Source organism: Pseudomonas cannabina (assembly GCF_900100365.1).
Taxonomy (GTDB): domain Bacteria; phylum Pseudomonadota; class Gammaproteobacteria; order Pseudomonadales; family Pseudomonadaceae; genus Aquipseudomonas; species Aquipseudomonas cannabina.
In genome coordinates, this window is the sequence record NZ_FNKU01000001.1 from 4,815,881 (window position 1) to 4,842,076 (window position 26,196).

The 26,196-nt window shown below is 59.8% G+C and carries 19 protein-coding genes and 2 pseudogenes; 17 read left to right on the forward strand and 4 right to left on the reverse strand.

The genetic code is table 11. From position 1 onward, the window contains the following. Nucleotides 1-348 precede the first annotated feature (348 nt). The 14 genes from tagH to BLT55_RS22875 all read left to right on the forward strand — a co-directional run bounded on the left by tagH (nt 349) and on the right by BLT55_RS22875 (nt 19,065). Nucleotides 349-1,785 carry a type VI secretion system-associated FHA domain protein TagH gene (gene tagH / locus BLT55_RS22810; protein ID WP_055002074.1) on the forward strand — a complete coding sequence of 479 codons (1,437 nt, stop codon included), beginning with the start codon at nt 349-351 and terminating at the stop codon, nt 1,783-1,785. Between the two features lie 43 nt (nt 1,786-1,828). After that, the gene (tssJ, locus tag BLT55_RS22815) at nt 1,829-2,332 is read left to right on the forward strand and encodes a type VI secretion system lipoprotein TssJ (RefSeq protein ID WP_055002075.1); all 504 of its coding nucleotides are present in this window, start codon (nt 1,829-1,831) and stop codon (nt 2,330-2,332) included. Nucleotides 2,333-2,346: 14 nt separating this feature from the next. Continuing rightward, nucleotides 2,347-3,681 carry a type VI secretion system baseplate subunit TssK gene (tssK, locus tag BLT55_RS22820; RefSeq protein WP_074800920.1) on the forward strand — a complete coding sequence of 445 codons (1,335 nt, stop codon included), beginning with the start codon at nt 2,347-2,349 and terminating at the stop codon, nt 3,679-3,681. A 6-nt stretch (nt 3,682-3,687) separates the two neighbouring features. After that, entirely contained in the window at nt 3,688-5,001 is a 1,314-nt protein-coding gene (locus BLT55_RS22825) for a DotU family type VI secretion system protein (RefSeq protein WP_074800923.1), read from the forward strand. Next, nucleotides 4,998-8,501 carry a type VI secretion system membrane subunit TssM gene (tssM, locus tag BLT55_RS22830; protein ID WP_055000406.1) on the forward strand — a complete coding sequence of 1,168 codons (3,504 nt, stop codon included), beginning with the start codon at nt 4,998-5,000 and terminating at the stop codon, nt 8,499-8,501. Before BLT55_RS22825 ends, tssM begins: the two co-directional genes overlap by 4 nt. Then, nucleotides 8,498-9,151 carry a type VI secretion system-associated protein TagF gene (tagF, locus tag BLT55_RS22835; protein ID WP_055000407.1) on the forward strand — a complete coding sequence of 218 codons (654 nt, stop codon included), beginning with the start codon at nt 8,498-8,500 and terminating at the stop codon, nt 9,149-9,151. The genes tssM and tagF overlap by 4 nt, the downstream gene beginning before the upstream one ends. Beyond that, nucleotides 9,152-9,880, forward strand: a complete 729-nt coding sequence (locus tag BLT55_RS22840; RefSeq protein ID WP_042914251.1) for a PP2C family protein-serine/threonine phosphatase — start codon at nt 9,152-9,154, stop codon at nt 9,878-9,880. A gap of 11 nt (nt 9,881-9,891) precedes the next feature. After that, nucleotides 9,892-12,930: a serine/threonine-protein kinase gene (locus BLT55_RS22845; protein WP_055000408.1), complete on the forward strand. Its 3,039-nt coding sequence runs from the start codon at nt 9,892-9,894 to the stop codon at nt 12,928-12,930. Beyond that, nucleotides 12,930-13,646 (forward strand): ABC transporter ATP-binding protein, encoded by a 717-nt coding sequence (locus tag BLT55_RS22850; RefSeq protein WP_055000409.1) that lies wholly within the window; start codon nt 12,930-12,932, stop codon nt 13,644-13,646. The genes BLT55_RS22845 and BLT55_RS22850 overlap by 1 nt, the downstream gene beginning before the upstream one ends. Next, entirely contained in the window at nt 13,646-14,839 is a 1,194-nt protein-coding gene (locus BLT55_RS22855; protein ID WP_055000410.1) for an ABC transporter permease, read from the forward strand. The genes BLT55_RS22850 and BLT55_RS22855 overlap by 1 nt, the downstream gene beginning before the upstream one ends. After that, nucleotides 14,832-16,556 carry a formylglycine-generating enzyme family protein gene (locus BLT55_RS22860; RefSeq protein ID WP_074800926.1) on the forward strand — a complete coding sequence of 575 codons (1,725 nt, stop codon included), beginning with the start codon at nt 14,832-14,834 and terminating at the stop codon, nt 16,554-16,556. Before BLT55_RS22855 ends, BLT55_RS22860 begins: the two co-directional genes overlap by 8 nt. 86 nt (nt 16,557-16,642) lie before the next feature. Beyond that, nucleotides 16,643-17,584, forward strand: a complete 942-nt coding sequence (tagQ, locus tag BLT55_RS22865; protein WP_007252932.1) for a type VI secretion system-associated lipoprotein TagQ — start codon at nt 16,643-16,645, stop codon at nt 17,582-17,584. Between the two features lie 72 nt (nt 17,585-17,656). After that, nucleotides 17,657-18,562 (forward strand): Ssp4 family T6SS effector, encoded by a 906-nt coding sequence (locus BLT55_RS22870; protein ID WP_074800929.1) that lies wholly within the window; start codon nt 17,657-17,659, stop codon nt 18,560-18,562. Continuing rightward, nucleotides 18,559-19,065 (forward strand): hypothetical protein, encoded by a 507-nt coding sequence (locus BLT55_RS22875; RefSeq protein WP_054998929.1) that lies wholly within the window; start codon nt 18,559-18,561, stop codon nt 19,063-19,065. The genes BLT55_RS22870 and BLT55_RS22875 overlap by 4 nt, the downstream gene beginning before the upstream one ends. A 593-nt stretch (nt 19,066-19,658) precedes the next feature. On the opposite strand, the gene BLT55_RS22880 is transcribed toward BLT55_RS22875, so the two are convergent. Continuing rightward, entirely contained in the window at nt 19,659-20,486 is an 828-nt protein-coding gene (locus BLT55_RS22880) for a hypothetical protein (protein WP_055000035.1), read from the reverse strand. Between the two features lie 145 nt (nt 20,487-20,631). Between BLT55_RS22880 and BLT55_RS22885 the strand changes: the two genes are divergently transcribed. Then, entirely contained in the window at nt 20,632-22,566 is a 1,935-nt protein-coding gene (locus BLT55_RS22885) for a RecQ family ATP-dependent DNA helicase (RefSeq protein WP_074800933.1), read from the forward strand. A gap of 76 nt (nt 22,567-22,642) precedes the next feature. On the opposite strand, the gene BLT55_RS22890 is transcribed toward BLT55_RS22885, so the two are convergent. The 3 genes and pseudogenes from BLT55_RS22890 to BLT55_RS22900 all read right to left on the reverse strand — a co-directional run bounded on the left by BLT55_RS22890 (nt 22,643) and on the right by BLT55_RS22900 (nt 24,814). After that, on the reverse strand, nt 22,643-23,086 hold the full coding sequence (locus BLT55_RS22890) for a hypothetical protein (RefSeq protein ID WP_042914253.1): 444 nt from the start codon (nt 23,084-23,086) through the stop codon (nt 22,643-22,645). A gap of 116 nt (nt 23,087-23,202) precedes the next feature. Then, nucleotides 23,203-23,403: pseudogene (locus tag BLT55_RS22895) on the reverse strand (IS5/IS1182 family transposase); the annotation flags it as partial. 181 nt (nt 23,404-23,584) lie between these two features. Further along, entirely contained in the window at nt 23,585-24,814 is a 1,230-nt protein-coding gene (locus BLT55_RS22900) for an IS91-like element ISPsy3 family transposase (RefSeq protein WP_074801460.1), read from the reverse strand. Nucleotides 24,815-25,020: 206 nt separating this feature from the next. Between BLT55_RS22900 and hopBM1 the strand changes: the two genes are divergently transcribed. Both hopBM1 and BLT55_RS22910 read left to right on the forward strand, forming a co-directional pair. Next, the gene (gene hopBM1, locus BLT55_RS22905; RefSeq protein ID WP_074800939.1) at nt 25,021-25,494 is read left to right on the forward strand and encodes a type III secretion system effector HopBM1; all 474 of its coding nucleotides are present in this window, start codon (nt 25,021-25,023) and stop codon (nt 25,492-25,494) included. Between the two features lie 460 nt (nt 25,495-25,954). After that, a pseudogene (locus tag BLT55_RS22910) lies at nt 25,955-26,143 on the forward strand (AvrPphF family type III effector); the annotation flags it as partial. Nucleotides 26,144-26,196: the final 53 nt, after the last annotated feature.

Consider the following 26,196-nt stretch of genomic DNA (forward strand, 5'->3'; position numbering starts at 1 on the left):
AGGACGTTTCCTGAACAACTTCCATGAATGGCTGTTACTCGCCTGCGGTGATATCACTATGAAATCACCGGAGCTTGGGCGTTGTGCATTTTTGGTGTAGTACAGATGGCTTGTCAAGGTTAAGCTATGTCGGCTTTGCGCAGGTGTGACGGGGGTGGCAACCGAAATGTTGTTTTGCCGTCGCCTGTGTCACTGTCATGGAATTGTGTATAAAGTCGCGTGCTTTCATGTTCACCAATAATTTTTAAAATCGTTCTTTGAGCTTTTTTGCCTCATTCAGGCCGCTGCGCTCATCGTTTCAGGTTTTTCGTTATTGTTGTTCATGCGCGTTGTAAGCAAGGAGGCGCAATGACGCTGTGTCTGACGATCACCAGTTATCACAAGATAACCCCTGGCCAATGTCCTGAAAAATCAATGGACAATGGGGTGATGGCGATCGGTCGTGGTCCGGAGAATGACTGGGTGCTGCCTGATCCCGAGCGCCTGGTTTCCCAGAAGCATTGCGTCGTCCAGTACAAAGATGGCCGTTACTACCTCACCGACTACAGCACCAATGGTGTCGAGCTGATCAATGCCGGTATTCGTCTGCGGCGCGGCAACAGCGAACCGCTTCAGGATGGCGAAATCATCCGCATTGGTGAATATGAAATACAGGCACGCATCGACGCGGGTCTGAATTTTGCGGATGTCATGCCAGCGAGCTGGATCGACTCTCCTAACAGTTTCGAAGCGCTGATGGGGCGCCAGAGCGGTGCAGCGCAAACCGGTGCTGCGCCGGTAGGCAGCGCGCCGGCTACCGCTCATTTTCAGGGCGGATCAGCACACGATACCTTTCCTGATCTGTTCGACTTTCTGGCGCCGTCGAGCATCGCGCCGCCGACACAGCCTGATCATGTTCCTGCCGAGCAACATGACTTTCGAGCCCCGGTGCCCTCGATACCGATCCCCGCGCTGAAAATGCCTGAGCCCGCGCCCGCTGTCGGACTCATTCCCGAAGACTGGGACCTGTTAGCCGATACGCCCGCCCCGACACCGATACCGACACAACCGCGGCCCGATACTCTGCCTGAGCCTGAACTGACGAGGCCTGAAGCCGCGCCGCTCACGGCGCCCGCGCCCGCCGCCATCCCAGTCGCTCCAGCCGTAGCGTCAGTCGCTGCGCCGTTGCCAGCCGAAGCTGCCTCCGCTCATACGCCCGATCTGCTTCAAGCCTTTCTGCGCGGTGCAGGCCTTGATCAGCTACGTATCGACACTGCCCAGGCCGAGGCCCAGATGGAGGCGATAGGGCGCAGTTATCGGCTGATGGTTGAAGGGCTGATCGACGTATTGCGGGCGCGCACCAGCCTCAAGGGCGAGTTCCGCATGCAGCAGACCGTGATCGGCCCGGTGGAAAACAACCCGTTGAAATTCGCCCCGAATGCCGATGAGGCCCTGTTGCTGCTGCTGCGTCACGGCAATCAGGCGTTCATGGCTCCGGAGCAGGCGGTGACCGACAGTTTTGATGATTTACGCGCTCACCAGTTGGCTGTGATGGCCGGTGTGCAGGCAGCGATCAAACATCTGCTCAAACGCTTTGAACCTGCCGAGCTTGAGGCGCGCATGAGCGCACCGTCAGGTGCTTTATCGAGCCTGCTGGGCGGTTCCCGGCAAGCCCGTTACTGGCAGCAGTTCACCGAGCTCTACAGCAATATTTCGCGTGAAGCGGAAGACGATTTTCAGGAGCTTTTCGGGCGTGAGTTCAGCCGCGCCTATGAGGAGCACAGCGCCCGTTTGCGCCGCCCCTGAGTTGCAGGATCAACCACCACTAGCCAGAACTTAAGGATCAAGGATGTTTCGCAGCGTTGTTTCGGCCGCTCTCACCGTATTGCTGCTGGGTGCCTGTGCCAAGGATGTGCAAACTCCGAAGGATGCGTCTGTATCCTCTTCGGAAGCTTCCGTCACGCTCGACTTTCAAGCTGCCGCAGGGCTCAACCCCGGCGCGACCGGTCAGGCTGCGCCCGTTCGGGTGCGCCTCTACGAATTGAAAAACACAGCGTCTTTCCTGCGTGCGGACTATTTCGCCCTGGCCGAGCGCGCGCGCGCCACGCTGGGCCCCGATCTGCTCGATCAGGATGAAGTGCTGGTCCAGCCCGGTGCGCAGCAACGTGTTGTTCGCCATCTTGATCCGGCGACCCGTCATATCGGCCTGGTGGTCGGCTATCGCGCAATAGATCGCGCGCAGTGGCGTGCCGTCATCGACGTCTCGCCGCGACAGTCCAGCGAACACCGCATCAGCCTCGATGTGCAGGCCGTACGCACTGACGTCGCCACCCCAACCCGCCCGGCTCAATAGCAAACGGAGTACCCATGTCCTGGAACAATCGAGTGGTCTGGTCGGAAGGCATGTTCATCGGAACTCAGCACTTTCAGCAGCATGACCGATACCTGGAAAACCTGATCGATGCCCGCAATCGGCCACTGTCGGTAGGCGCGTGGGGGTTTTCCGAGCTGTTGATCGATCAGGGTCTGTTGGCCCAGGGCAAGCTGGCAATCATTTCGGCCCGGGGTTTGCTGCCCGACGGCACGCCTTTCAGCATTCCGCAGGATGATCTGGCGCCCAGCCCGTTGAGCATCGATGACAACCTGCGTGACGGCGTGGTGTACCTGGCCTTGCCGCTCAAGCGCGCCGGTGCACGCGATACCGTGGACGAAGGCGAAGCGTTGGGCGGCGCGCGTTACCTCAGCCAAGTGCGCGAGGTGCGTGATGACAACGCTCCGTTCGAAAACCGCGCGCCAGTGGCCGTCGGCTCCAGAGCCCTGCGCCTGCTGACGGCTGAGGACGGCTTGGGCGATTACGCTGCCATTGGCGTGGTGCGTATCAAGGAAAAGCGCGCCGACCGCGCGCTGGTGCTGGATGACAGCTACATCCCGCCGGTGCTCGACGTTACTGCAAGCCGGCCGCTGTCGGCGTTTCGCAGCGAGCTGCATGGCCTGTTGCGCCAACGTGGCGAAGCGCTGGCCGGGCGGGTTGTGGCGTCTGGCGCGGGCGGCGCTTCGGAAATCGCTGATTTCATGTTGCTGCAACTAGTCAATCGCGCCGAGCCGCTGATCAACCACCTGAGTCAGTTGAGCCCTGTGCACCCCGAGCGTTTCTACAGCGTACTGGTCGCGCTGGCCGGGGAGTTTGCGACCTTCTCGTCGAGCAGCCGTCGCCCTGAGGATTTACCGCGTTATCAGCATGACGATCTGACATTGAGTTTTACGCCGGTCATGCACGCGCTGCGCGAGGCGCTGTCGATGCTGATCGACAGCAAGGCCACGCCTATTCCAATCGTTGAAAAAGCCTACGGCGTGCATGTCGCGATGCTGGCAGACAAGACCCTGATCGACACCGCAAGCTTCATCCTTGTGGTGCGTGCTGATATTCCGAGCGAAACCCTGCGCGGGCGTTTCAGTCAGCAGAGCAAAATCGGCTCGGTGGAGCACATCCGTGATCTGGTCAACCTGCAATTGCCCGGCATTGGCCTGTTGCCACTTCCCGTGGCGCCGCGACAGATTCCGTACCACGCGGGCTCGACTTACTACGAGCTGGACCGTGGCAGCGAGCACTGGAAACAGCTGATGCACTCCGGTGGCTTTGCCTTTCATGTCGCGGGTGAATTCCCGGGGCTGAACCTGGCCTTCTGGGCCATTCGAGGATAAACCGCGATGCATTCCAACGACGACGGTTCATCCCCGCCCGCCAGCGACCGCACCCAGTTCATGCCGCGTCCGGGCGGTCGCAGCGGGTCCAGTGGCGCTCCGGAGCCCGCTCCGCCGCTCAATGTGCCAGCGGCGCCGCTGGCAACCGGTCAGGCGCAGGGGCTCAATCCGCTGGAAAGTGCCGCAGGTCCGCTGCTGGCCTTGCTGGCCCGTCTGCGCAGCACCATCGCCCACCCGGCACCGGCCAGCCTGCGGGCGCAATTGCTGGCCTGGCTGCGCCAGTTCGAGGAGCGCGCCGAAGCGGCCGGGGTCGCTCGCAACGATGTGCTGCTGGGGCGCTACGTACTTTGCACCGCGCTTGATGAAGCGGTCATGAGTACACCGTGGGGCAGCACCAGCGAATGGGGCAAACAAAGCCTGCTGATCACGGTGCACAATGAAGCCTGGGGAGGTGAAAAGGTTTTCCAGTTGCTCGACCACTGCCTGCAAAGCCCGCGCGAGCGGTTGTACCTGCTGGAGCTTTTGTACCTGTGCATGTGCCTGGGCTTCGAGGGCCGCTATCGGGTGATGAACAACGGTCGCAGCGAACTTGAAGCCCTTCGCGAGCGGACCAGTGCAGCGATCCGCAGCGCCCGCGGCGAGCATGAGCGTGAGCTCTCGCCACACTGGCGCGGCCTGACCCTCGCCCGTGATCGCTTGACCCAGTTCATGCCGCCGTGGGTCGGTGTCGCCATCGGGCTGGCGCTGTTGCTGCTGTTGCTGTTGGTGCTGAGACTGAAACTGGCGTCTGACGCCGAGCCGGTATTCAAGAATATTCATGCACTGGGCGAGATTCCGGTGCAGTCCATCGACCGTCCCGTGGCGCAGCCGAAACTGATCGAACGCCCGCGTCTTGCAGGCTTTCTGGCCGACGACATCAAGGCCGGCAAGGTGGCGGTTGAAGACGCCGTGGATCGCTCGGTGGTGACTATTCGCGGTGACGAGCTTTTTGCGTCGGGCAGCGCCACCATCGTGGACGACTTCCAGCCACTGATGCTGCGCATTGCCGATGCCATCCGCAAGGTCAAGGGTGACGTGCGTATCACCGGGCACAGCGACAACCGTCCCATCGCGACCCTGCGCTTTCCGTCCAACTGGGCGCTGTCGCAGGCGCGTGCCGAGCAAGTGTTGCAAATCCTCGCCGCCAAGACTGGCCAGCCGCAGCGTTTCACCGCTGAAGGGCGCAGCGATACCGAGCCGCTGGGTTCCAACGCGACCGCTGAAGGCCGAGCGAAGAATCGCCGGGTTGAAATCACTGTATTGGCGGAGGGGGTCGAGTGAAGGTTTTTTTCGGTTTTGTCATTCGCTGGCTCGTCCCGCTGCTGGGCTTGATCGCGCTCAGCCTGATCATCTGGTTTGTTGGTCCGCTGCTGGACATCCTGGTCCCGGAAGGTCGCCGCTGGGCGTTGATCACTCTATTGTTCGCGATCTGGATCGGTTACCGGGTGTTTCGCATCATTCAGGCCCGTCGCCAGGCGGCAGCCGTCATGCATAGCCTGGCCGCCGAGACCGCGCCGGACCCTGCCAGCGTCGCCACCGCCGAGGAACTGGCGACCTTGCGGCAGCGTATGGACGAAGCGCTTACCCTGCTGAAAAAGGCCCGTCTGGGCGGTGATCAGCGGCGTAATCTTTATGAGCTGCCGTGGTACGTGATCATCGGCCCGCCCGGTTCGGGCAAGACCACCGCGCTGGTCAACTCGGGTCTGCATTTTCCACTCGCAGCCCAGCTTGGCGCGGGTGCCGTTCGTGGCGTGGGGGGAACACGCAACTGCGACTGGTGGTTCACCGATCAGGCGGTGCTGCTCGACACCGCAGGTCGCTACACCACTCAGGACAGCCACGCGCAAGTCGACAAGGCCGCATGGCTGGGCTTTCTCGATCTGCTCAAGACCCAGCGTGCGCGTCGGCCCATCGACGGCGCGTTCATTGCCATCAGCCTTTCCGATCTGTTGCTTGGCAGCGATACCGAGCGAGCTGATCATGCCGCCGCGATTCGCCTGCGTATTCAGGAACTGCACACTCGACTGGGCGTGCGTTTCCCGATCTATCTGATGCTGACCAAGCTCGATCTGGTGCCGGGCTTCATGGAGTTCTTCGATGCGCTGAGCAAGGAAGAGCGCGCTCAAGTCTGGGGCATGACGTTTGCGCTGGACGACGGCAAGAGTGCCGAAGGGCCGCTGCAGGACTTCCAGAAAGAGTTTTCGGCGCTGGAGCAGCGTCTCAATGAACGGCTGGTGGAGCGCTTGCAGCAAGAGCGTGACCCGGCGCGGCGCGACCTGATTTATGGCTTCCCGCAGCAGTTCGCTGCGCTCAGGCAAACGCTGCAAGGCTTTCTCGACGGCGTCTTCAAGCCCAATGCGTTCGAGGAGCGCGCGCTACTGCGTGGCGTGTATTTTACCAGCGGCACGCAGGAAGGCAGCCCGATCGATCGTCTGATCGGCAGCATGGCCCAGAGCATGAACCTGGATCGACAGCACCTGGCGCGGCAAACCGGTACCGGACGCAGTTATTTCATTGAGCGATTGTTCACCGCCGTGGCGTTTGCCGAACAGGGGTTGATGGGGGTCGACCCCAAAGTGGAGCGCCGCCGCAAGTGGATCGCCCGCGCTGTGCTGGCTGCAACGGTTGCGGTGGTATTGCTGGTCGGCGCACTGTGGCTGATCAGTTACAACGCCAACCAGCGCTACATCGCGCAGGTCGATCAGAAAGTCGCGCCACTTGGCCAGACCGTCCAGAACCTCAGCCCCGCTCAGCGTGATGTATTGGCGGTACTGCCGCTGCTCAACGCGGTCCGCCATCTGGCCAGTGAACCGCCGGACTGGGCGCAAGGTTTGGGCCTGTATCAGGGCGACATGCTCGAGGCCGAGTCGTCCAGCGTCTACCGCAAGCTGCTGATCGCCGTGTTCGCGCCGCGCCTGGTGACACGGCTGGAAGAGCAATTGCACAACGGGGGTTCTTCGGACTTTCTGTACGAGGGCCTGAAGGCTTATCTGATGCTTGCCGACACGGAGCATTACGACCCGGATTTCATCAAAGCCTGGATTGCTCTGGACTGGGACAGCAGCCTGCCCCGCGATCTGCCGCCGGAACAGCGGCTGGCACTGGGCGAGCACTTGCAGGCGCTGTTCGAGCGGCACCCGCCCAAAGCCCGTCTGGATCAGCGCCTGATCGATGACCTGCGCCGCCAATTGCAGCAATTGCCGGTGGCGCAGCGCGTCTATGACCGGGTCAAACGGCAGAAACTGCCTGACGGCGTGCCGGATTTTCGCTTAAGCGAAGCCGGTGGCCGTGACGCGGCACTGGTGTTCAGTCGCAAGAGTGGCAAGCCTCTGACTGAGCCGCTCAGTGGCCTGTTCACCGCCAAGGGTTATCGCGAGGGCTTTCTGCTGAGCAGCCTCAACCAGGCTTCAACGCTGGCAGAAGAACAGTGGGTACTGGGCCGTGATCAGGCTGAACAACTGGATGTGGCCAGCCTGGCTGCCGAAGTGCGTCGCTTGTACTTCCAGGATTACGTGCGCCAGTGGGATGCGTTACTGGCGGACATCGACTTTGTGCCGATTACCAGCGTGGCGCAGGCTGCCGATGTGCTGCGGGTTATCTCGGGGCCGGCTTCGCCCTTGAAAAAACTGCTGTCGGCAGTGGCCAGAGAAACCGACTTGCAGGAAGAGGAGAAACTCCTCGCGGCACAAGGCAAGAAGGTCGATGGCAACGTTGACCAGCTCAAGCAGCGCCTCGGTTCGTTGTTGGGCCAGCAGCAGGCGGCCGCCAGTACTGCGCCGGTGGCAGTGGAGGACCCGGTGAGCGCGCATTTTGCCGATCTCAAGGGTCTGGTCAGTAAAGGCGAAGGTGAGCCTGCGGCAATCGATGCGTTGCTTTCCGACATGAACGCGCTTTATGTGCAGGTCAGCGCTATGGTCGGGGCCAGTGGCGATGCGTTGCTCGGTGAGGCGAAAAATCAGGCCACCGCCGCTGCCGCACGGGTCAGCCTCACCGCGGAGCGTCAGCCGCCTCTGGTGCAGGGGCTGGTCAAATCGGTTGTCAGCTCCACGACCAACACGATGATGGGCGGGGTGCGCAATCAGCTCAATGCTGCCTGGGTCAGCGAGGTGGTGAACGTCTATCGCCAGTCACTCAGCGGCCGCTATCCGATGTCCCCCGGCAGCACGCGTGACGCGACGCTGGACGATTTCGGTCAGTTCTTCGGTGTCGGTGGCGTGATGGACAGCTATTTCCGCAAATACCTGCAGCCTTATGTCGACACATCTGCCAGCACCTGGCGCTGGCAGCCCGGTGCTGCGCAAAAGCTGGGGATCAATGCGGGCGTGCTGCAAACATTCCAGCGTGCAAGTGCGATTCGCGAGGCGTTCTTTCGCTCCGGAGGCACTCAGCCGACGGTTCGTTTCGAGCTGAAACCGATCGCCATGGACGCCTCCATCACCCAGTTTCTGCTGGATCTGGATGGTCAGCAGATCAGTTATGACCACGGCCCCAGCCGTCCGGTCGCCATGCAGTGGCCGAATCCGGGCAGTATCGGCGTCGTGCGGCTGTCGATTTCGCCACCGTCTGCCAGTGGCCGTTCAGGTGTAACGCTCGATGGGCCCTGGGCCTGGTTTCGCCTGCTGGAACAGTCAGACCTGACGGCAGGCAATGCGCCAGATCGTTTCAATCTGCGACTGCGCGTTGACGGCGCCAGTATCTCTTACGAACTTCGCGCCAACAGCGCATTCAACCCGTTCAAAAGTCGCGTGTTGAGCGGCTTCAGTCTGCCGGAGCGGTTATGACAGCGGTGGGCTTCTACGGAAAACTGGCCAGCCGTGGCGATTTCGTCAGCCGCGATTTGCCGCAGAGCTTTATTCAGCCGTGGGATGCCTGGCTGGCGGCCGGCTTGCTCGCGAGCCAGAAACAGCTCGGCGGTGCCTGGCTCGATGCCTACCTGATCAGCCCGCTGTGGCGGTTCGTGCTGGCCTCGGGCGTATGTGGCCCACAGGCGGTCACCGGCGTATTGATGCCGAGCATTGATCGGGTCGGTCGCTACTTTCCGATGACAGTCGCGGTGCCCATCGAAGCCGGACAGGCACCGGGTTCACTGCTCAGTGGCGCGGATGGCTGGTTCGAGCAAGCGGAAGAGCTGCTGCTGGCGACGCTTGAACCGCAGGCGACGTTCGAGTCGTTCGAAGCCGGGCTGCAGGCGCTGGGCGCGCCGCTACTGGCGCAACGTCAGCCGGTGCACGCTTTTGCCGGGCTGCAACGCTTTTCTGCCGTTACACCTCAGGAGCGGAGTACCGCGCTGGTCGAGCGCGCCTGCGAAGGTGCCAGCGTCTGGTGGGGCAACGGGTCGCAAAGCATTGCACCGGGCATGCTGCGTTGTGAAGGGCTACCGGCTGCGGCGGATTTCGGCAGTTTCCTGTTGGGCAAGGGGGCGGAGGTCTAGATGAGCGCACCCTCAAGCATGACTTACACGTCGGCCAGCTACAGCCATGTCGGTATGGTCCGTCAGATCAACGAAGACGCCTTTCTGGAGAGGTCCGCCGACGGCTTGTGGGTCGTGGCGGATGGCATGGGCGGGCACGCGGCGGGCGACTACGTGAGCAGCCTGATCGTCGATACCCTGCGCAATTCGCCTTCTGCCTCCGCGCTGGATGCCTGCGCCGAGTTGTTGCGCGAACGCCTGGATGAAGTGAACGCGGCAGTGCGCAAGGAAACCCATCAACGCAATGTGAGCATGATGGGCAGCACGGTGGTATTGCTGGCGGTGCGTGGAAATCAGGGCATTTGCCTGTGGGCCGGTGACAGCCGCCTGTATCGCCTGCGCGACGGCGAGCTGCAAGGTATTTCACGCGATCACAGCTATGTGCAGGACTTGATGGACAGCGGCTTGCTCAACGAAGCGCAAGCGCGAGTGCATCCGCGCTCTAACATCGTCACCCGGGCAATCGGGGTTCAGGACCGGCTCGAACTGTCGCAGGCGCAACTCCAGATCCTGCCCGGCGACACCTACCTGCTGTGCAGCGACGGTTTGAACAAGACCGCCGAAGACCATGAGATTCGTGACGTACTGAGTCACAAGGACCCGTACGAAATCGTACGCAGCTTGGTGCACCTCGGGCTGACACGGGGCGCACCCGACAACATTACTGCCATCGTCGTCAAAGCCGGTTGAAGAACATACACATGGACATACGGATTCCTGGATTTGACATAGAAGGCGAGATTGGCGAAGGCGCCATGGCGACGGTCTACCTGGCCACCCAGCGCTCGCTCGAACGCAAGGTGGCGCTCAAGGTGATGGCCGCCACGCTGGCCGCCGATCCGAGCTTCTGCGAGCGCTTCCTGCGTGAAGGCCGCACGCTGGCGCGTCTCTCACACCCGCACACCGTGACTATCCACGACATCGGCAATGTCGACGACCTGTATTACATGGCCATGGAGTTCCTGCCCAACGGCACGCTCAAAGAGCGCATTGCGTCTGGCCTGAGTGCCGAGCAGGGTTTGCTGTACATCCGGCAGATCGCCTCTGCGCTGGGTTACGCCCATGATCAGGGGCTGGTGCACCGGGACGTCAAGCCGGCCAACATTCTGTTTCGCGCTGATGGCAACGCTGTACTGTCTGACTTCGGCATCGCCAAGTCGCTGGATGATCGCACGCAATTCACGCAGGCCGGTTTCGCGGTCGGTACGCCCAGTTACATGAGCCCGGAGCAGGCTCGCGGTCAGGATATCGATGGGCGTGCGGACCTGTATGCGCTGGGCGTCGTGTTGTATGAAATTCTGGTCGGCAAGCTGCCGTACAACGGTGTCGATGCGCTTTCCACGGCGCTGGCGCATCTCACCGAACCGTTGCCCGAGCTGCCGGTGCATCACGGCCGCTATCAGGACATTCTCACGCGTCTGCTGGCCAAGAACCCGGCCGAGCGCTTTCCCGACGCCAGAGCCTTGCTGGCCGCCCTGGACACGCTCGGGCTCGACGATACCGAGCGCACGGTGTTTCAGCCCTTCCTCAAGCCCGAAGCGCCGCGTGACGAGCTTGCCGGCATGACACCGGTGTCCATCGATATCCCGAGCGGCCCGCCGCCGGTGAGCGCGCCGCTTTCGACGCCGCCACCCGAGCCGACCCTGAGTAAAGTCGCGCCGCCTGAGAAACGTAGGGTGCTGCCGCTGGCCTTGCTCGCCGTGGCCATTGCTGCGGCGATTGGCGCCAGTGGTTACTGGTTTTTGCGGGGCGACGTGCATGATGCTGACGTTCGTAACAGCGATGCGCGCGACGCCAAGGCGCAGACCACGCCACCGGAGACTGCTCCAGCACCGGTTGCGGCGCAGACACAGCCTTCCGACGTATTGTCCGACAGCGACGGTGGCCAGCGCCCGTTGCTGATGCCAGGCAAGAAAACCCTGTTTCAGCGTGTCCTGAGCAAGCCTGGCGCGCGCTATGCCAGTGAACCCGGTGCTACCGCCGGAGAGGAACTGCCCGCATTTTCCGTGCTGTACGTTTATCAACGCCAGACGGTCAATGGCCGCCCGTGGCTAAGGGTCGGCGCTGCCAGCGACGGGCGCAGCGAGGGCTGGTTGCCTGCCGAGCAGGTCAGTGACTGGAAACAGAGCCTGGTCTTGAAATTCACCGAACGCTCCGGACGCGCGCCGGTGATGTTCGTGCGCCAGCCCGAGCAACTGGAAAAACTGATTGCTGATCCTGCGGCAGCCAAAAAGCTGCTGCTCGATGCTCAGAAGCATGCCGAAGACAATACTCAGGTGTTGGCCTTGGAGCCTGCCGCCAGCGCGGTGCCTCAGGATCAGTTTTACCTGCTGCCGATTTTTGAGTCGCAAGAGAGCTTCGATGAAAACGGCCAGCCGGTTCAACTGTTGAACGTGGCCTCGATCGATCCTGGCAACCTGCCGCAAAAGACGGCGGGCAATGACGTCAGGGTCGCGCAAAGTGCCGATGCCTTTCGCACAGCGGTGGTGCTGGTCGTGGACACTTCGGTGTCGATGCAGCCCTACATCGATCAGGTCCGCGAGGTGGTGCATGGCTTGCAGGAAAAAATCGCCCAGCGCGGCGAGCTGGACAGCGTCAGTTTCGGTTTGGTGGGTTTTCGTAACAACATCAGTAAAACCCCGGGTCTCGAATATCTGACCAAAACCCTGGTCACGCTGGATCAGGGCCGTGACCCACAGCGTTTCATGGAACTGGCCGGGCAGGTCAAGGCCACGTCAGTCTCCAGCCATGCGTTCAACGAGGACTCCTTTGCCGGGGTGATGCAGGCGGTCAACGAGATGGACTGGTCGGGCTATGGCGGCCGGCTGATCCTGTTGGTCAGCGATGCCGGATCGCTGCGCAAAAGCGATCCGCTGAGCAGTACCCAGATGAACGAAGCCGAGGTGCGCCAGGCAGCACTTGGCAAGCAGATCAAGATTTTTGCCCTGCATCTGCGTACCGATGCGGGCAAGAAAAATCATGCCTCGGCCGAGCAGCAATACCGCACGCTGACGGCCGATGCGAACCCGCAGATCGGCAACCTTTACATCCCGGTGGCGGGCGGCGATGTCCGCCAGTTTGGGGCGCGCGTCGACGAGATCGGTTCGGTGTTTGCCGACCTTGTGCATCAGGTCCGCAGTAATCCGTCGCAAGCCGTGCCGGTCCTGACCGCAGCACCGAGTATTGCCGAAAAAACTGCGGCCGTCGGTTATGCCATGCACATGGATTTTCTGGGCCGCAAGTCGGCCAGCCAGGCCCCCCAGCTGGTCAGCGCCTGGACGGCCGACCGCGACGTCACCAACCTGAAGCTTCCGGCGTTTCAGGTGTGTGTGATGCTGACCAAATTGCAGCTCAACGACTTGCAGCAGTCGCTCAAGCTGATCGTGGACGCTGCCCGCAAGACCAAAACCTCGCCTAAAGACTTCTTTCAGGAAATCGCCAGCGCCAGTGCCTACATGAGTCGTGATCCGTCGGCCTTGCGCAAGGGCGGGAATCTGACTGAAGGCGGCGTTCTGGGCGAATATCTGGAGGGGCTGCCGTACCGCAGCAAATCGCTGAACATGACCCAGGACCTGTGGCTGTCCCTGAGCGTGGCCGAGCAGGAAGATTTCATCGATGAGCTGGATTCGAAAATTCGCCTCTATGAAACCTTCCATAACGATCTGGCCAACTGGGTACGCTTCGGCGATGCCGAGCCGGGTGATGCGTTGTACCGCGTTCCATTGTCGACGCTGCCGTGATGCTGAGTCTACGCGAGGTACACAAGGCCCGAGGGCATGGCAGTCAGCGCTACAGCCTGGTGATACCGCGTCTGGAACTGCGTGCCGGACAGCAATATGCACTGGTCGGGCCGAGCGGCTGTGGCAAAAGTACCCTGCTGGATATTCTGGCGCTGGTGTCGGTCCCCGACCGGGTGCAGCGCTTCGATTTTGCGACCTCTGCAGGCGAGTACGACATCGCTGAGTTGTGGTGCGAAGGTCTGCAGAAGCAGCTGGCGGATTTGCGCAGTCGACACCTTGGCTACGTGCTGCAAACGGGCGGGCTGCTGGGTTATCTGGATGTGCGGAGCAACATCGGCCTGTCGCGCAGGCTGCTGGGGCTGGCCGACGACGGCACGGTCGGGCAACTGGCCGAGCAGTTGGAAATCGGCGATCAACTGCGCAAGAAACCGGCTGCCCTTTCAATCGGGCAACGCCAGCGGGTCAGTTGTGCGAGGGCGCTCGCGCATTCGCCGCAGCTGCTGCTGGCTGACGAGCCCACCGCAGCGCTGGACCCGCTCAATGCCGGCCGGGTTATGCAATTACTGCTCACCCAGGCAAAGAAACAGAACGCCTGCTGCCTGATTGCAACCCACGATGAGGCGCTTGCCCGCAGCGCCGGGCTTGCAGTGTTGCGCATTGAGTGCCGGCGTGATGCCGATGGTGGCGTGACCGCAACGCTGGGAGAGCCGAACTGATGCGCGTGCCTCTCATCGCCAGTCTGGCCTGGCAGGACTATCGCAGCGAAAGTCGACTGTCCGCCTGTAACGTATTGGCTTTGGTCGCGGTGATCGCACCTTTGCTAGTGTTGTTCGGCCTCAAGTTCGGCCTGATCGGCAGCCTCACCGAACGTCTGGAGCAAGACCCGGCCGTGCGCGAGGTCATTCCGTTGGGCGGTGGTCGTTTCACCGCGCAATTCATCGACAGCCTGGCCGTGCGCCCGGACGTCAGCTTTGCACTGCCCAGAACCCGGCAGATCGCCGCAACCGCTGATCTGTCGCTGAATAACCAGTTGCTCAACGTCGAAATGATTCCGACTGCACAGGGCGACCCGCTGTTGAGTGGCCTGCTTCCGCCTCCGGGGCTGGACAGCGTCGTGCTGAGCAGAACCGCCGCAGAAAAACTCAATGCACGGGCCGGCGACTGGCTTGATGCCGCGTTCACCCGTCAGGTGTCAGGCGTGCTTCAGACGCAACGTACTCGGCTGCGTGTCTCGGCGGTGCTGCCCCTGGAAGCATTTCAGCGTGATGCGCTGTTTGCGTCGTTGGGGCTGTTGCAGGCCGCTGAAGATTATCGCGACGGCCGCGCTGTGCCCGCACTGGGCTGGCCGGGCGAGTCAGCGCCTGAAGCGCAGCGCATCTATCCGGCCTTCCGGTTGTATGCGCGCAACTTGAGTGATGTCGAAACGTTGCGCCGCTACTTCGCCGACAACGGCCTGCTGGTGTCGACTCAGTCGCAAGCCATCGCTCAGGTTCAGTCGCTGAGCCGCAACCTTTCAATCGTGTTCTGGATCATCGCCGGTCTGGCGCTGTGTGGCGCCTGCGCAGCAATCTTTGCGGGGGCTCTGGCTTCGGTTGAGCGCAAACGCCGTGAGCTGTCAGTGCTGCGCCTGCTGGGTTTCAGTACCGGCGCATTACTGTTGTTCGTGGTCTTGCAGGCGATCTACAGCGGCGCATTGGCTGCTCTGACCTCCGCTGCCTTGTACAGCGTGGCCGAGCTGGGCCTGAATCGTCTGTTCGTGCAGGTGTCCGGCGAATACGCCAGTCATCTGCTCGCTCGTCATTACCTCGTAGCTCTGTTGGCCGTGCTGGGTGCCAGCGCTGTTGCTGCGGCGCTGGGCGGCCTGCGCGTGGCCCGAATCGAAGCTTCTGAAGGAATCAGAGATGTTTGAGTTGCGCAGAGCTGCCCTGAGGCTGGTGATCGCTTCGCTGTGCGTGTCGTCGTTCAGCGCTTTTGCGGATGACAACGGCACGCTGGATAACCCCAAGCCCTTGGCGGATGACATCAGCCTGCCGCTGCCGTGTGACGGCGAAATGGTGTTTCGTTACGTGTACGTGCTGGCTCAGGGCAGCCTGGACGACCGCGAGATCAACCTTGGCTATCCGTTCAGCGAAGGCGAGGCGGGTTATAAGCAGTCGTTCATTTCCGGTTATCGCCGCGACTTCATCAACGGCCAGTTCACGCTGAAGGATTTGCCCGATGACTGGCGCAAGGTGATCGGCCCGCTGCTGCCGAAAACCGATGCCGGAACACCGCTCGAACCGATGATGTATTTCATTGGCAAATACGAGGTCACCGCGCGGCAGTATGCGCAGGTCATGTCGCAGGCGCAGTCCCTCGCCAGCGGCGAAGCAGCACCCGCCTGTGACGCGCCGACCGGCATGGCAGGGCGCTTGCCCAAGGTCAAGTTGTCGCGTTTCGAGGCCGAGCGTTTTGGCGCGGTATACAGCGCCTGGCTGTTGAAAAATCACCGGGATTTGCTGCCGGTCAGCGGGCGCGGTAGCGACGCAGAAGACGGCGGCGTCGGCTTTGTTCGTCTGCCGACCGAGGTCGAGTGGGAGTTTGCCGCACGCGGAGCGCAAGCCGTCAGTCGTCAGGACATGGACGGGCGCCTGTTTCCACGGCGCATCGAGGGCAGCGAGGGCGACGGTCCTCTGGCCGATTGGGCGGTGTTCAACCAGGTTGCCGGCGGCACCGGGCAGGCGGCGCGGCTGATGCCAGTCGGTACGAAGCTGCCCAACCCCATCGGCATGTTCGACGTGATAGGCAATGCGGCGGAAATGGTCCAGGAGTCATTCCAGCTGGTGCATGCCGGGCGTCGTCAGGGGGCCTATGGCGGTTTTGTGGCCAAGGGCGGGAATTACCTGGAGGGCGAGGGCACGCTGTTTACCGGCATGCGTCGCGAGTACCCGCTGTTCGCCGCCGACGGTACCGAGCAGAACAACGAAACCACCGGCTTTCGGGTCGCCATCGGGGCACTGTCCGCGCCGCGCTCGCGCTACAAGGAACTGTTCGATCAATGGCAGAAGGAAGGCCGTCTGGCGGCGCTGACCGATGACATCACGGACACTGATGATCCGACCAAACGCCTGGACAGCATCATTGCCGCCAGTGCCGATCCTCGTCTGCAAGCCGAATTGGGGCTGGTCAACGAAGAACTGAAACGCAACGTCTCGCTCATCGCCCGGCAGCGCGAGGAAGCCGCTGGCAACCTGATCCAGTCCGCTGCGCTGGTGGCCGAGACCATCAGTAACTACAACATTCGCCTGACCAATCTGAAGAAAAGCCAGCAACAGGCCGCTGCGGCCAAGGACGAAACCGGCGCCAGGCTCTATGCCATCGCAATCGACAATGGCCGCAGCGCGCTGGACGGTGCGGTGGCGATCTACATCGACAACCTGGCGACCGGTACGCGTTACACCGATGCGGTGATTCAGGCGCAGTTTCAGCGGATCAAAGAAGAGCTCAATCGCAAACCGGTCATCGGCAGGAGTCTGGTGTCCAGGGCAACGTTGTTCGTTCGCCATATCGGTGAGTACCGCCAGCAAAAGCGGGCCGACCCGGAAACGATCTTGAAGCAGTTGCTTGCGTCGGCCAGTCAGCAATGACCGGCCGGGGTGTGGGAAGCAAAGAAGGGACTCGGGTGGCATCAAGCTGCGCCGGGCTAGTCAATACCAACGAAGAGAATGCCAATATGCTTTTGTCCCGTAAACCGTTTGTCTCGGCCTCCAAAAGCCGTTCGCTGCTGCTGGCCACTGCCGGTTTCAGTGCTGTTCTGCTGACCGGTTGCGCGAGTTCGCCGGTATCCAGAGTCGGCGCGACCACCAAGGTCGAGTACTACCCTTCTTGCTACGAGCCGGTGCAGCATCTGCGTCAGACAGACTCGGACACGACCAAATCGGTTGCTACCGGCGCCGCATTGGGCGCAGTCGGTGGTGCGCTTGCCGGTGCGTTGACGGGTGACTCGGACAAGCGCGCACGGAATGTGGCGATTGGCGCAGCAGGCGGTGCTCTGGTGGGCGGCGCAGCGGGTTACTACACCGAGCGTCAGAAGCAGATCACCGATGACAAGGCGCGCATCGCTTCCTACTCCACCGACATCAGCAAAAGCGCTGCCGATATCGACCGCAGCACCGCTTATGCCAAGGCTTCGCAGACCTGCTACCAGCGTGAGTTCAGCAACCTGATTTCGGGTCGCAAATCGAACAAGATCAACGCTGACGAAGGCCGCAAGCGCCTGGCTGAAATCGTGGCCGGGCTCAAAGAGTCCAACGATCTGATCGCCGCCGTCAACGGACGCGCCACCGAAGACCTGAGCAGCTACACCCAGGCTTACGAGAAAGACCTGCAGCAGGTTGGTGTGAAACGCAATGACGTCGTCGTTGTTGCCAATGCCGAGACTGCGCCGGTTGCCGCCACTTCGACCAAAAAGAACGGCAAAGCCAAGCAACCGGCCAAGGTGAAACTGCCAGCCGTGCCGAAAGAAGCGGTGGGTACCGAGAAAGAACTGCAACAGGCCAAGGTCAAACAGGCTGAAAGCCAGCAGGTCGTTACCGCCGGTAAGAGCGAAGTCGAAAAAATGTGCAAAAGCCCTGATGTAAGCGACTGGGCTCCAGTGCCTTGCCCTAACGTCTGAGTGTTTTGACGTATGGATTCGCCGATCTCCCGCGGGAGGTCGGTGAAGTTTTCCGGGATTCAAGGAAGATCAATGTCTCAAGCAATGATCGGGCTGACCAACAGCCCTTCGCAGGTGCTGGCCCGCCAGCAGATTGCGGGAAAAATCAATATTCAGCGGCTGTTCGCCGCCATCGATTCAGACCCTGGCATCGTCGGTGCCGGTGTTGTCTACATCGACGCCGACTTCAACGTGGTAACCCTTCGAGAATTCACGCCGATCTGCAGCATCAAACCCAAGCGGGTTATTTTGCGGGAGGCGAAAAAATACATAGCACCCCAGCAGTTCGCCAGAGATGTGCAGACCAACCCTCGTGAATCGCGTCTGCTTTACGAGGCGTTCAGCGCCACGATGTCCTGTGGCGGCGCGATTCTGGGTTGGATCGCGGTGTTTGGCAGTGGGGCTGCCGTACCGTTTACAGGCGGCACCAGTCTGGTCATCACGGCCATCGGCTATGCCTCCACCGCAGCCAGTACGGCACAATGCGGCATAGGTCTGGCGAGAACCATCAACGAAATACAAAACCCCGAAGCGAATGACCGGCTAAGCGATTCCGAGTTGTACAACAACATCAGCTCGGTGCTGGATATTGCGTCCCTGGCAGGTGTTGGCGCCACCGGCCTGACGACGTACAAACTGATGCAAGCGAAGAAGGCTGCAACGGGACGCAGTTGGTACGACCTCACTAAAGAGCTCAATCGGCAGCAGCGCAAACAGCTGACCGACGAGTTGCTGACACTTCAAAATCCGAAGTTGACTGCCAGGCTACTGAAACTCAAACAACGAAGTGGCGAATTGCCTGCGCGTTTGACGTCAACCCAGCTTAAAGCCGCTACCGTCATTCAGTTTCAGGATGTCTTGAGCATGGGTGTCGGGTTGGTCGGAAGCAATTATGTGCAAACCTTCGCGGTGGGTCTGTATGAGGAAATCACCGAATGACCGACCGCCACAATTACTACGCCTTTCGCGCGCGCTACTTTCCGTCTTTTCTGGGCTCGATGTTCCTGACTCTTTTTGCGGTGGTCATCGCCACTTCGCAGGTCAGCCATGTCTGGTTTGGCGACGTTGCCGACATTGGCATGTATCAGGTCGTGTTTCTGATTGGCGCATCAATGCTGCTCGCGCTCGCAGGCTTGTTGATCAGTCGTGGACGTAGTTGGGGCGTTTGGGGGCTGGTGGCGATTATGGTGGCGAGTCTGTTGGCGGTACTGACTGCGTATCCGTCGAATGGTCCGGGGGTTCTCGTGTTCATCTACGTGCTGGGTCTGATTTTTCCGCTGTTGGGTCTGTTGCTGCTCAACAGCAAGTTGCACAGGGAAATGCGCGCGGAGTTCGTGGCTTTGCGGTTCGAACGCAAGGAAAGCAGTGTTGAAGCGCGTCGTCAGGCAAGGCTGGAAAAGAACCGTGAGAGGCTGCGCAAGAACAAGGCGCGACACAAGTAGGCAATTTCCCGACTTTCCCGCAGCCAACAAAAAAACCGCCGAAGCGGGTTTTTCCAAGACCATCCCGACTCCCTGTCGGCCGCCTCCCAAGCGATGGTCGATCATCCTTGATCGTGATGAACTCCTGTTCACCACTTGATGGATCCATTATTACGACGTGTGCACCGGCTCAGAAATAGCCAACTGACTCCAGTGCGTGTAAGCCTTTCGCTATACCTGACTTTTTCCCTTCTGAGCGTGCAGTGGGAGGGCGGTTATTCTGGCGTCAGGTATTTATTGAATCGTATCGCCTAGCCGACAGCAAAAATGCGGGCAATAAAAAACCCGCCGAAGCGGGTTTGTACCAAGACCATTCCAACTCCCTGTCGGCTGCCTTCCCGGCGATGGTCGATCGTCCCTGATCCTGATGAACTCCTTGTTCACCAGTTGTTGGATCCAATGTTACGGAGCACGCTAACATTGCAAAATAGCCAATTTCCTCGATTACGTGTAAGCCTTAGCCTACATGCGTGTGGGAAATAATCGATTGTCGGCCTTGTCCATTTACCCGCATAAACCCTGCAGGCCTCAGAAACCAAGGCTCTGGCGCAGATTCAGGGCGAAAACGTCGCTGTTATCTCGCAATAACGCTGCTCGGCATTTTTACTCGCTTCATCACGATCTCGCGCCGAACGCTTGCTCCACTCACGACACTGTTCTTTGAAATTGACCTGTGCCGACTTGCGGCATTCGCTTCTTTCCAATGAGTGACTGGCGAAGTTTTCACAGACGCTGTCGCCGTCGATGGTGTTGCCGTACACGCGCCATTGCGCGCTATAGCGATTGCGGCCATTCCATTCACGGATCGAAACGGTTGCAACGCTGTAAGGCCTGGATGACCGCGCAGGGTTACGCGTTGCATTGGTTTTGAAGTCGGCCATGTAGCTCGCAGAGACCATGCCTTTGGCTGCTTCCGCCTGAACGGGGCGCGGCACTTGGCCGAATCGGCAGTTGGCTACGCTCTCATCGATGACATTGCCGTTTTTCATGCAGTTGTCCAGCGGCTGCACGGCGGCGGGGTGTTGCGTGGTTGCTGCGACAGGCAAAAGCTCTGCCGTCTTGCGCAATTGCGCAGGGGCTTGTGCGGCGGCGGGCGCAGGCGCGGGTTGCGGCTCGGTATCGATTGTCGCGGCGTCGGGTGCTGGCTGTTCGACAGAGGGAAGGGGTACCGCTTTGGGACCTTTTAAGTGGGAGGCGATCAGCCCGGCGAGACATAAGGTAACGATCAAGCCCGCCAGCCACAGCCCATAGGGTTTTGAACGGCGAGGCGCAGCAACGCGCTTTCGACGTGGATGCGAGCCCAGCACGACGTCGACCTGACCTGGCACAAGACGCTGGATGCGAATAATCCCGTCGTCCTCGGGTTGCTGTAGGGATTCCATTCCTGCTCCTGATCAAGCGTTGTCCGTGCATGATATTACAACGCTATCGGCCGGGTATCGGGTTTCTGCAACGCTTTGGTGCTAGGTGCATTGAACTTGGCGCGCTAAGGTTGTGGCCGTTTTGATTGCTACGGAAGGACCGCACATGCACCAGCGTCTTGAGCAGGTTTTTGGTTACACGCAGTTCCGGCCGGGCCAAGAGGCTGCAATCAGTGCCGTGCTGGCCGGGCGCTCGGCTGCGGCGATCTTTCCGACCGGCTCAGGCAAGTCGCTATGTTACCAATTGCCTGCGTTGATGTTGCCGCATTTGACGCTGGTGGTCTCGCCCTTGCTCGCGTTGATTCAGGATCAACTGGCCTTTCTGCACCGCCATGGCATTTCGGCAGCGAGCATCGATTCGGCGCAGAGCCGGGATGATGTTGCGGACGTCATGGCCAGGGCACGCTCCGGAGAGCTGAAAATCCTGATGATCTCAGTCGAACGGCTCAAGAACGAGCGCTTCCGGAACTTCATTGCGCAAGTGCCGATTTCCTTGCTGGTGGTCGACGAGGCGCACTGCATCTCGGAGTGGGGGCATAACTTTCGGCCCGATTACCTCAAGCTGCCGGACTACCAGCGCGAGTTCAACATCCCCCAGGCCTTGCTGCTGACGGCGACCGCCACACCGCAAGTCATTATCGACATGCAGGACAAGTTCGCCATTGCCCCCGAGGACGTGATCACCACAGGGTTTTATCGCGCCAATCTGCACCTGTGGGTCAAACCGGTCAGCGGGCGTGACAAGCGGCGACGGCTGGTCGAGTGGCTCGATGGCAAGCGCGGGCAGCCGACCATTGTGTACGTGACCCTGCAAAAAACCGCCGAATACATCGCCGCGCACCTTGAACAGAATGGTCTGCCCGCCAGCGCCTATCACGCCGGGCTGCCCAACGTTCAGCGCGAGTCGATCCAGAAGCGCTTCATGGGCGGCAGCCTGAACTGCATCGTGGCGACCATCGCGTTCGGGATGGGCATCGACAAGAGCGACATTCGCAACATGGTGCATTTCGACCTGCCCAAGTCCATCGAAAACTACAGTCAGGAAATCGGCCGGGCAGGGCGCGACGGGGCTGCATCTGATTGCCTGGTGCTGGCCAACCGCGACAGCCTCAACGTGCTGGAGAACTTCGTGTATGGCGACACGCCTGAGCGCGAGGGCATCGCACGTGTGCTGGACGACTTGCTCAACGCCCGGCATGACGGCCAATGGGAGTTTCTGCTCGGGGCGCTGGCCGATCTGAGCAACATTCGCCAGCTGCCACTGAAAACCCTGCTGGTGCAACTGGAACTGCGCGGCATCATCGCGCCGCGTTACGCGTATTTTGCGGAATACCGTTTCAAGTTCCTGCTACAGCCCGCTGAACTGATGGCGCGTTTCGAAGGCGAGCGACAGCAGTTCGTGCAGGCGCTGATCAACACGTCCAGCCGGGCCAGGACCTGGGCTACCGTCGATTTCGATGCGATGTACCAGCAATACGGCGCCGAGCGCGGGCGTGTGGTCAAGGCGCTGGATTACTTTCAGGAAAAGGGCTGGATCGAGCTTGAAAGTAAGCAGATGACCGAGGTGTACAGCCTGCTGCGCAGCGATTTTGACCCGCAGGCGCTGAGCACTGAACTGCATGACTATTTCGCTCACCACGAAGCCACCGAGGTGGCACGCATTCACGCCATGCTGGAAGTGTTCTCCAGCGATCAGTGCCTGACCCATCGTCTGGCCCTATATTTTGGCGACCATAATGCCCCTGAGCAGTGCGGACATTGTTCGGTCTGCCATGGCGAAGTCGCCCATCTGCCAGAACCGCCTGCTCTGGAACCTCTGGCGAACCGGGACTTTCAGCAACTGTGTGGCGACTTTATCCACAAGCACCAGGACTACACCGGCCAGCCGCCAAGCGCTGAATGCCTGACCCGCTTCCTGTGCGGCATCAGCGTGCCGCTGTTCACCAAACTCAAGGCCCGTGCGACCACAGGGTTTGCCGTGTTGGAGGATTATCCGTATGCGCAGGTGAGGGCGTGGGTGCAGGGGATGTCTGACAAATGACACTTGAGCGTGCCCAAACGAAAACCGGCCGCTCAAGAGCGGCCGGTTCTGGATGTATCAACACTCAACGATCACATCAGTCGCGATCGTGACGGCGATGGCCGTAGTGCTTGTTACGTTTACCCCGATATTCGCGGCCTCCACGATCCCGGCGATCAGCGCTCTGACTCTTGTTGCCAAGATAGCTACCGAGTGCTGCGCCACCGCCACCACCCGCGGCTGCGCCTACCAGGCCGCTTGTACCGCTCCCGCCGCCTAGAACGTTACCGCCTGCTGCGCCCAGACCACCGCCAAGGGCCGCTTCTGTGCGGTTGCGGCGGTCAGCGCCGAGGGCGCCACCTGCAGCGCCGCCCAGACCTGCACCGATCGCCGAAGCGCCAGTGCCGCCGAGCTGCTGGCCAACCGCTGCACCGATTGCACCGCCAGCCGCGCCGCCCAAGCCTGATTCGAGTGTTCCGCCTGCTGATGCGACACCACTTGCCAGAGCAAGAGACAACAACAGTATCGAGGAATACTTCATGTGTGGAATCTCATAGGGATGACGACGCGATATTGGTGTCAAGTGAAGAATGTAGCAATCCAAATCCGACGAGTAACACCTTTGCCACAAATAAGCCTAAGAGGGTGTAGACAAAATCATGTAGTGAGTCGGCGCGCGAGTATTCGAGCCTCGGCCAACCAAACCCATGCCTCGCTTACCGCAAAAAGGCGATCATGATGCATGATCAGTCGCCGAGCTCTCTCATTCCAGGCATGAGTTCGCTCCACTACCCATCGCTTGGGCATGACCACAAATCCAGTCTGAACAGGCTCCACGGAAAATAGATCGCCTTGTTCTTGCATAGGAATTTCAATAATTCCTATGCAAGGTAATCCGCCGAAAAAGGTCCCCTCGGCGCGATGCCAACGTGGCGTCGATGTCGGCAAAAAGCTTTTTTAACCCATCACCCACGCCGAAAAATGGATTGAAAGCGACTTTTCTGTACCTTTTCCAGATTTTGGACGCACCTCTCCCGTATCAGGCCGGCACGTACCTCAATTGCGCGATGCTTTGAGCGTTGTTGATCAAGCCCTGCACGGTCAGGCCGGCGATGGCTGCGGTATAAACCATTCGTGCTCCGCACAGCACGCAGCTGAACGGATCCCGATGCAAGAACGCTTTGCTCATCTGCGCAAAATACAGTTTTTGCGCTTTGCCACGCCTTTCCATGCGTAGCGCCTCATACACCCGGGGTAGCTGTCGGCCACAGACGCGGTTGGCCAGAAATCCAAAATACCGGATCATCCGAAAGTGCTTCTCCGGGATGTGCTGCACCACCCGGCGCAGCATGTCGGGCTGGCTCAGCGTTTCCTGCTGATAGGTCTTGGTGCGGTGATCCAGGTAGGTAAAACTCAAGGTTGCGCTGTTGGTGTAATGGGCCAATCGGCTGCCCGAGATGGGCGGTTTTTTCAGGTAGCGGCCCAGGTAATTGACGGTCTTTTTGCCGTTTTTCGTCTTCTTCGACAAGTGGATGTGCCAGTGCTGACCACCGGCGTTGAGCACAAGGTGACGCCAGTCATTTTCGCTCTGCAGATGAGCGTTTTCAGGTGGGACGGTGGTGTGCTCCCACTGACTGAGCAGGTACTGGCGTACATTCCACATCCAGCGCCGACGCAAGGCTGATGGATGAAACGACAGATCTTTCCAGACACCTGCGTCATCGATCCCACCCAAGGTGACCGAGACATGGATGTGGGGGTGCCAGTTAAGTCGCCGGCCGTAGGTGTGGATGGCGCAGAAAACACCCACCTCCACGCCCCGGCGTCGGCCCGCATAGAGCAGGTTGTCGACGGCCAGGCGACACAAGGCATCGAGCCAGTGACGGTTATGAAAGAACAGCGGCCACAGGGTGTCAGGCAATGTGAACACCAGGTGTTGCCAGGTACACTCGGGTAAGCGGTGCTGTTGATTGGCGATCCACTGATCGGTAGCTTTTTTGCCGCAGGATGGACAGGCGCGGCAACTGCAGGTGTTGCACAGGTATTTGACGTGCGGGCAGCTGTCGTTGCCGCAGGTGTAGTGTTTGACGCCCAGGATCGAGGTGCCGCAGGCCAGCATTTTGGTGATGGACTCGACTTCGATGTCGCGTAAGCCGCCCTCCTCGAGGAGGTGTGCCCAGCACTGGTTAGCGGTGAAGAGGTTTTTGAGCGGTCGAGGCGTGTAGGCAGGACTCATCTGAAGCAGCAGCGGTGGGTAAGCAGGCTTCATGATGATCAATAATGGGCCTCATGGCAAAGCTCAAATCGATGTTCATTGCTCCCCGGCCCTCATATTTCCCCGCAGGCTGGGAACTGCCGGCTGGTGCGGCTCCACTAACACTTCCGTGCTCTCTACAAGCAATCGTATTTTTTGGTTTACGTATAGAGCCTAGTCATTCATTCTATTTATAAGAACCAGACAAGAGGACAAGTGCTATGAACAGGCTTCACAAGACCAGTCTGCTGGCGGCTATATTGACCGCATCCCCCTGCATTATGGCAGCTAACGCTCATGCTATGAGTTGTCCTGTCCCGCAAAGCGTGAAGTACGTTAATGGTATCTATATCGCGCCGGAAACGTTTGCTGGTTGGGAGGGGAACTGGGTTTCTCAACCACACAAGAAACACTCCATTAAAGAGTTTTCCACTGCTTTATATCTTTCAGTGGATAAAAGTCAGAAGGGAGGAACATTGACTAACTGTAGTTATTCACTAAGCGGAGATAATGGCGTAATAGATCTTGAGTATCGAAAAGCAGGAAATGAGAATAGACTAAAGACACTTATCGTTTCCATTGAAGGTCAGCACAATTGGATTAAAGAGCGTGGCGCGGTTGGAATTCAAGGATATGAATGTACAAAGTCAGCATCTGAGTGTCAGTTCGTTCCGCTGCGGCTAAACGAGGACTGATGAGTTTATGCATGGGGATTTTAAGATGCCTATGCATCAAGTTGACGTTATGAAGAAGGCGTCATGTCTTCATAGCCCCCTTCGAGGAGATGTGCCCAATACTGGTTAGCGGTGAAGAGGTTTTTGAGCGGTCGAGGTGCGTAGGCTGGACTCATCTGAAGCAGCAGCGGTGGGTAAGCAGGCTTCATGATGATCAATAACGGGCATCATGACAAAGCTCAAATCAATGTTTCTGCTGCTACGCGATCGTAAGAACGGGCGATTTGCAGCCGCAGGCTGCCCTGTTCGGCAAAACGGCGGATTTATCGAACCGCTTAACTGAGTTGGCTGTTCCATTGCTCCCCGGACCCCTGGCCATGGCCTGCGCCTTCCTGTGGCTACCCATGTGAAACGGGAACAGCCCCTAGGAGTAGCAGCTGAAATTAAAAAAACGTTCGATTTTAATTGAGGGGTGTTGTTTATGGGTAATATTTGTGGTATTTCCGGCTCCCATTGTGTATATAGTCCGCCAGTAAGCCCTCGACATGTATCGGGTTCGTCCACACCGGTGCACAGTGTAGGCGGCCAAGGCCTAACCTCGGTGTATCAACTTTCCGCTGAGGCACGAGATGATTTTCTTGATCGCTTTGACCAAATGCGAAACCTAGGGAGGCGCTGATTTATTCGATTTTTCGTCCCTGCAACGCTCTGGAGGCCTTGATT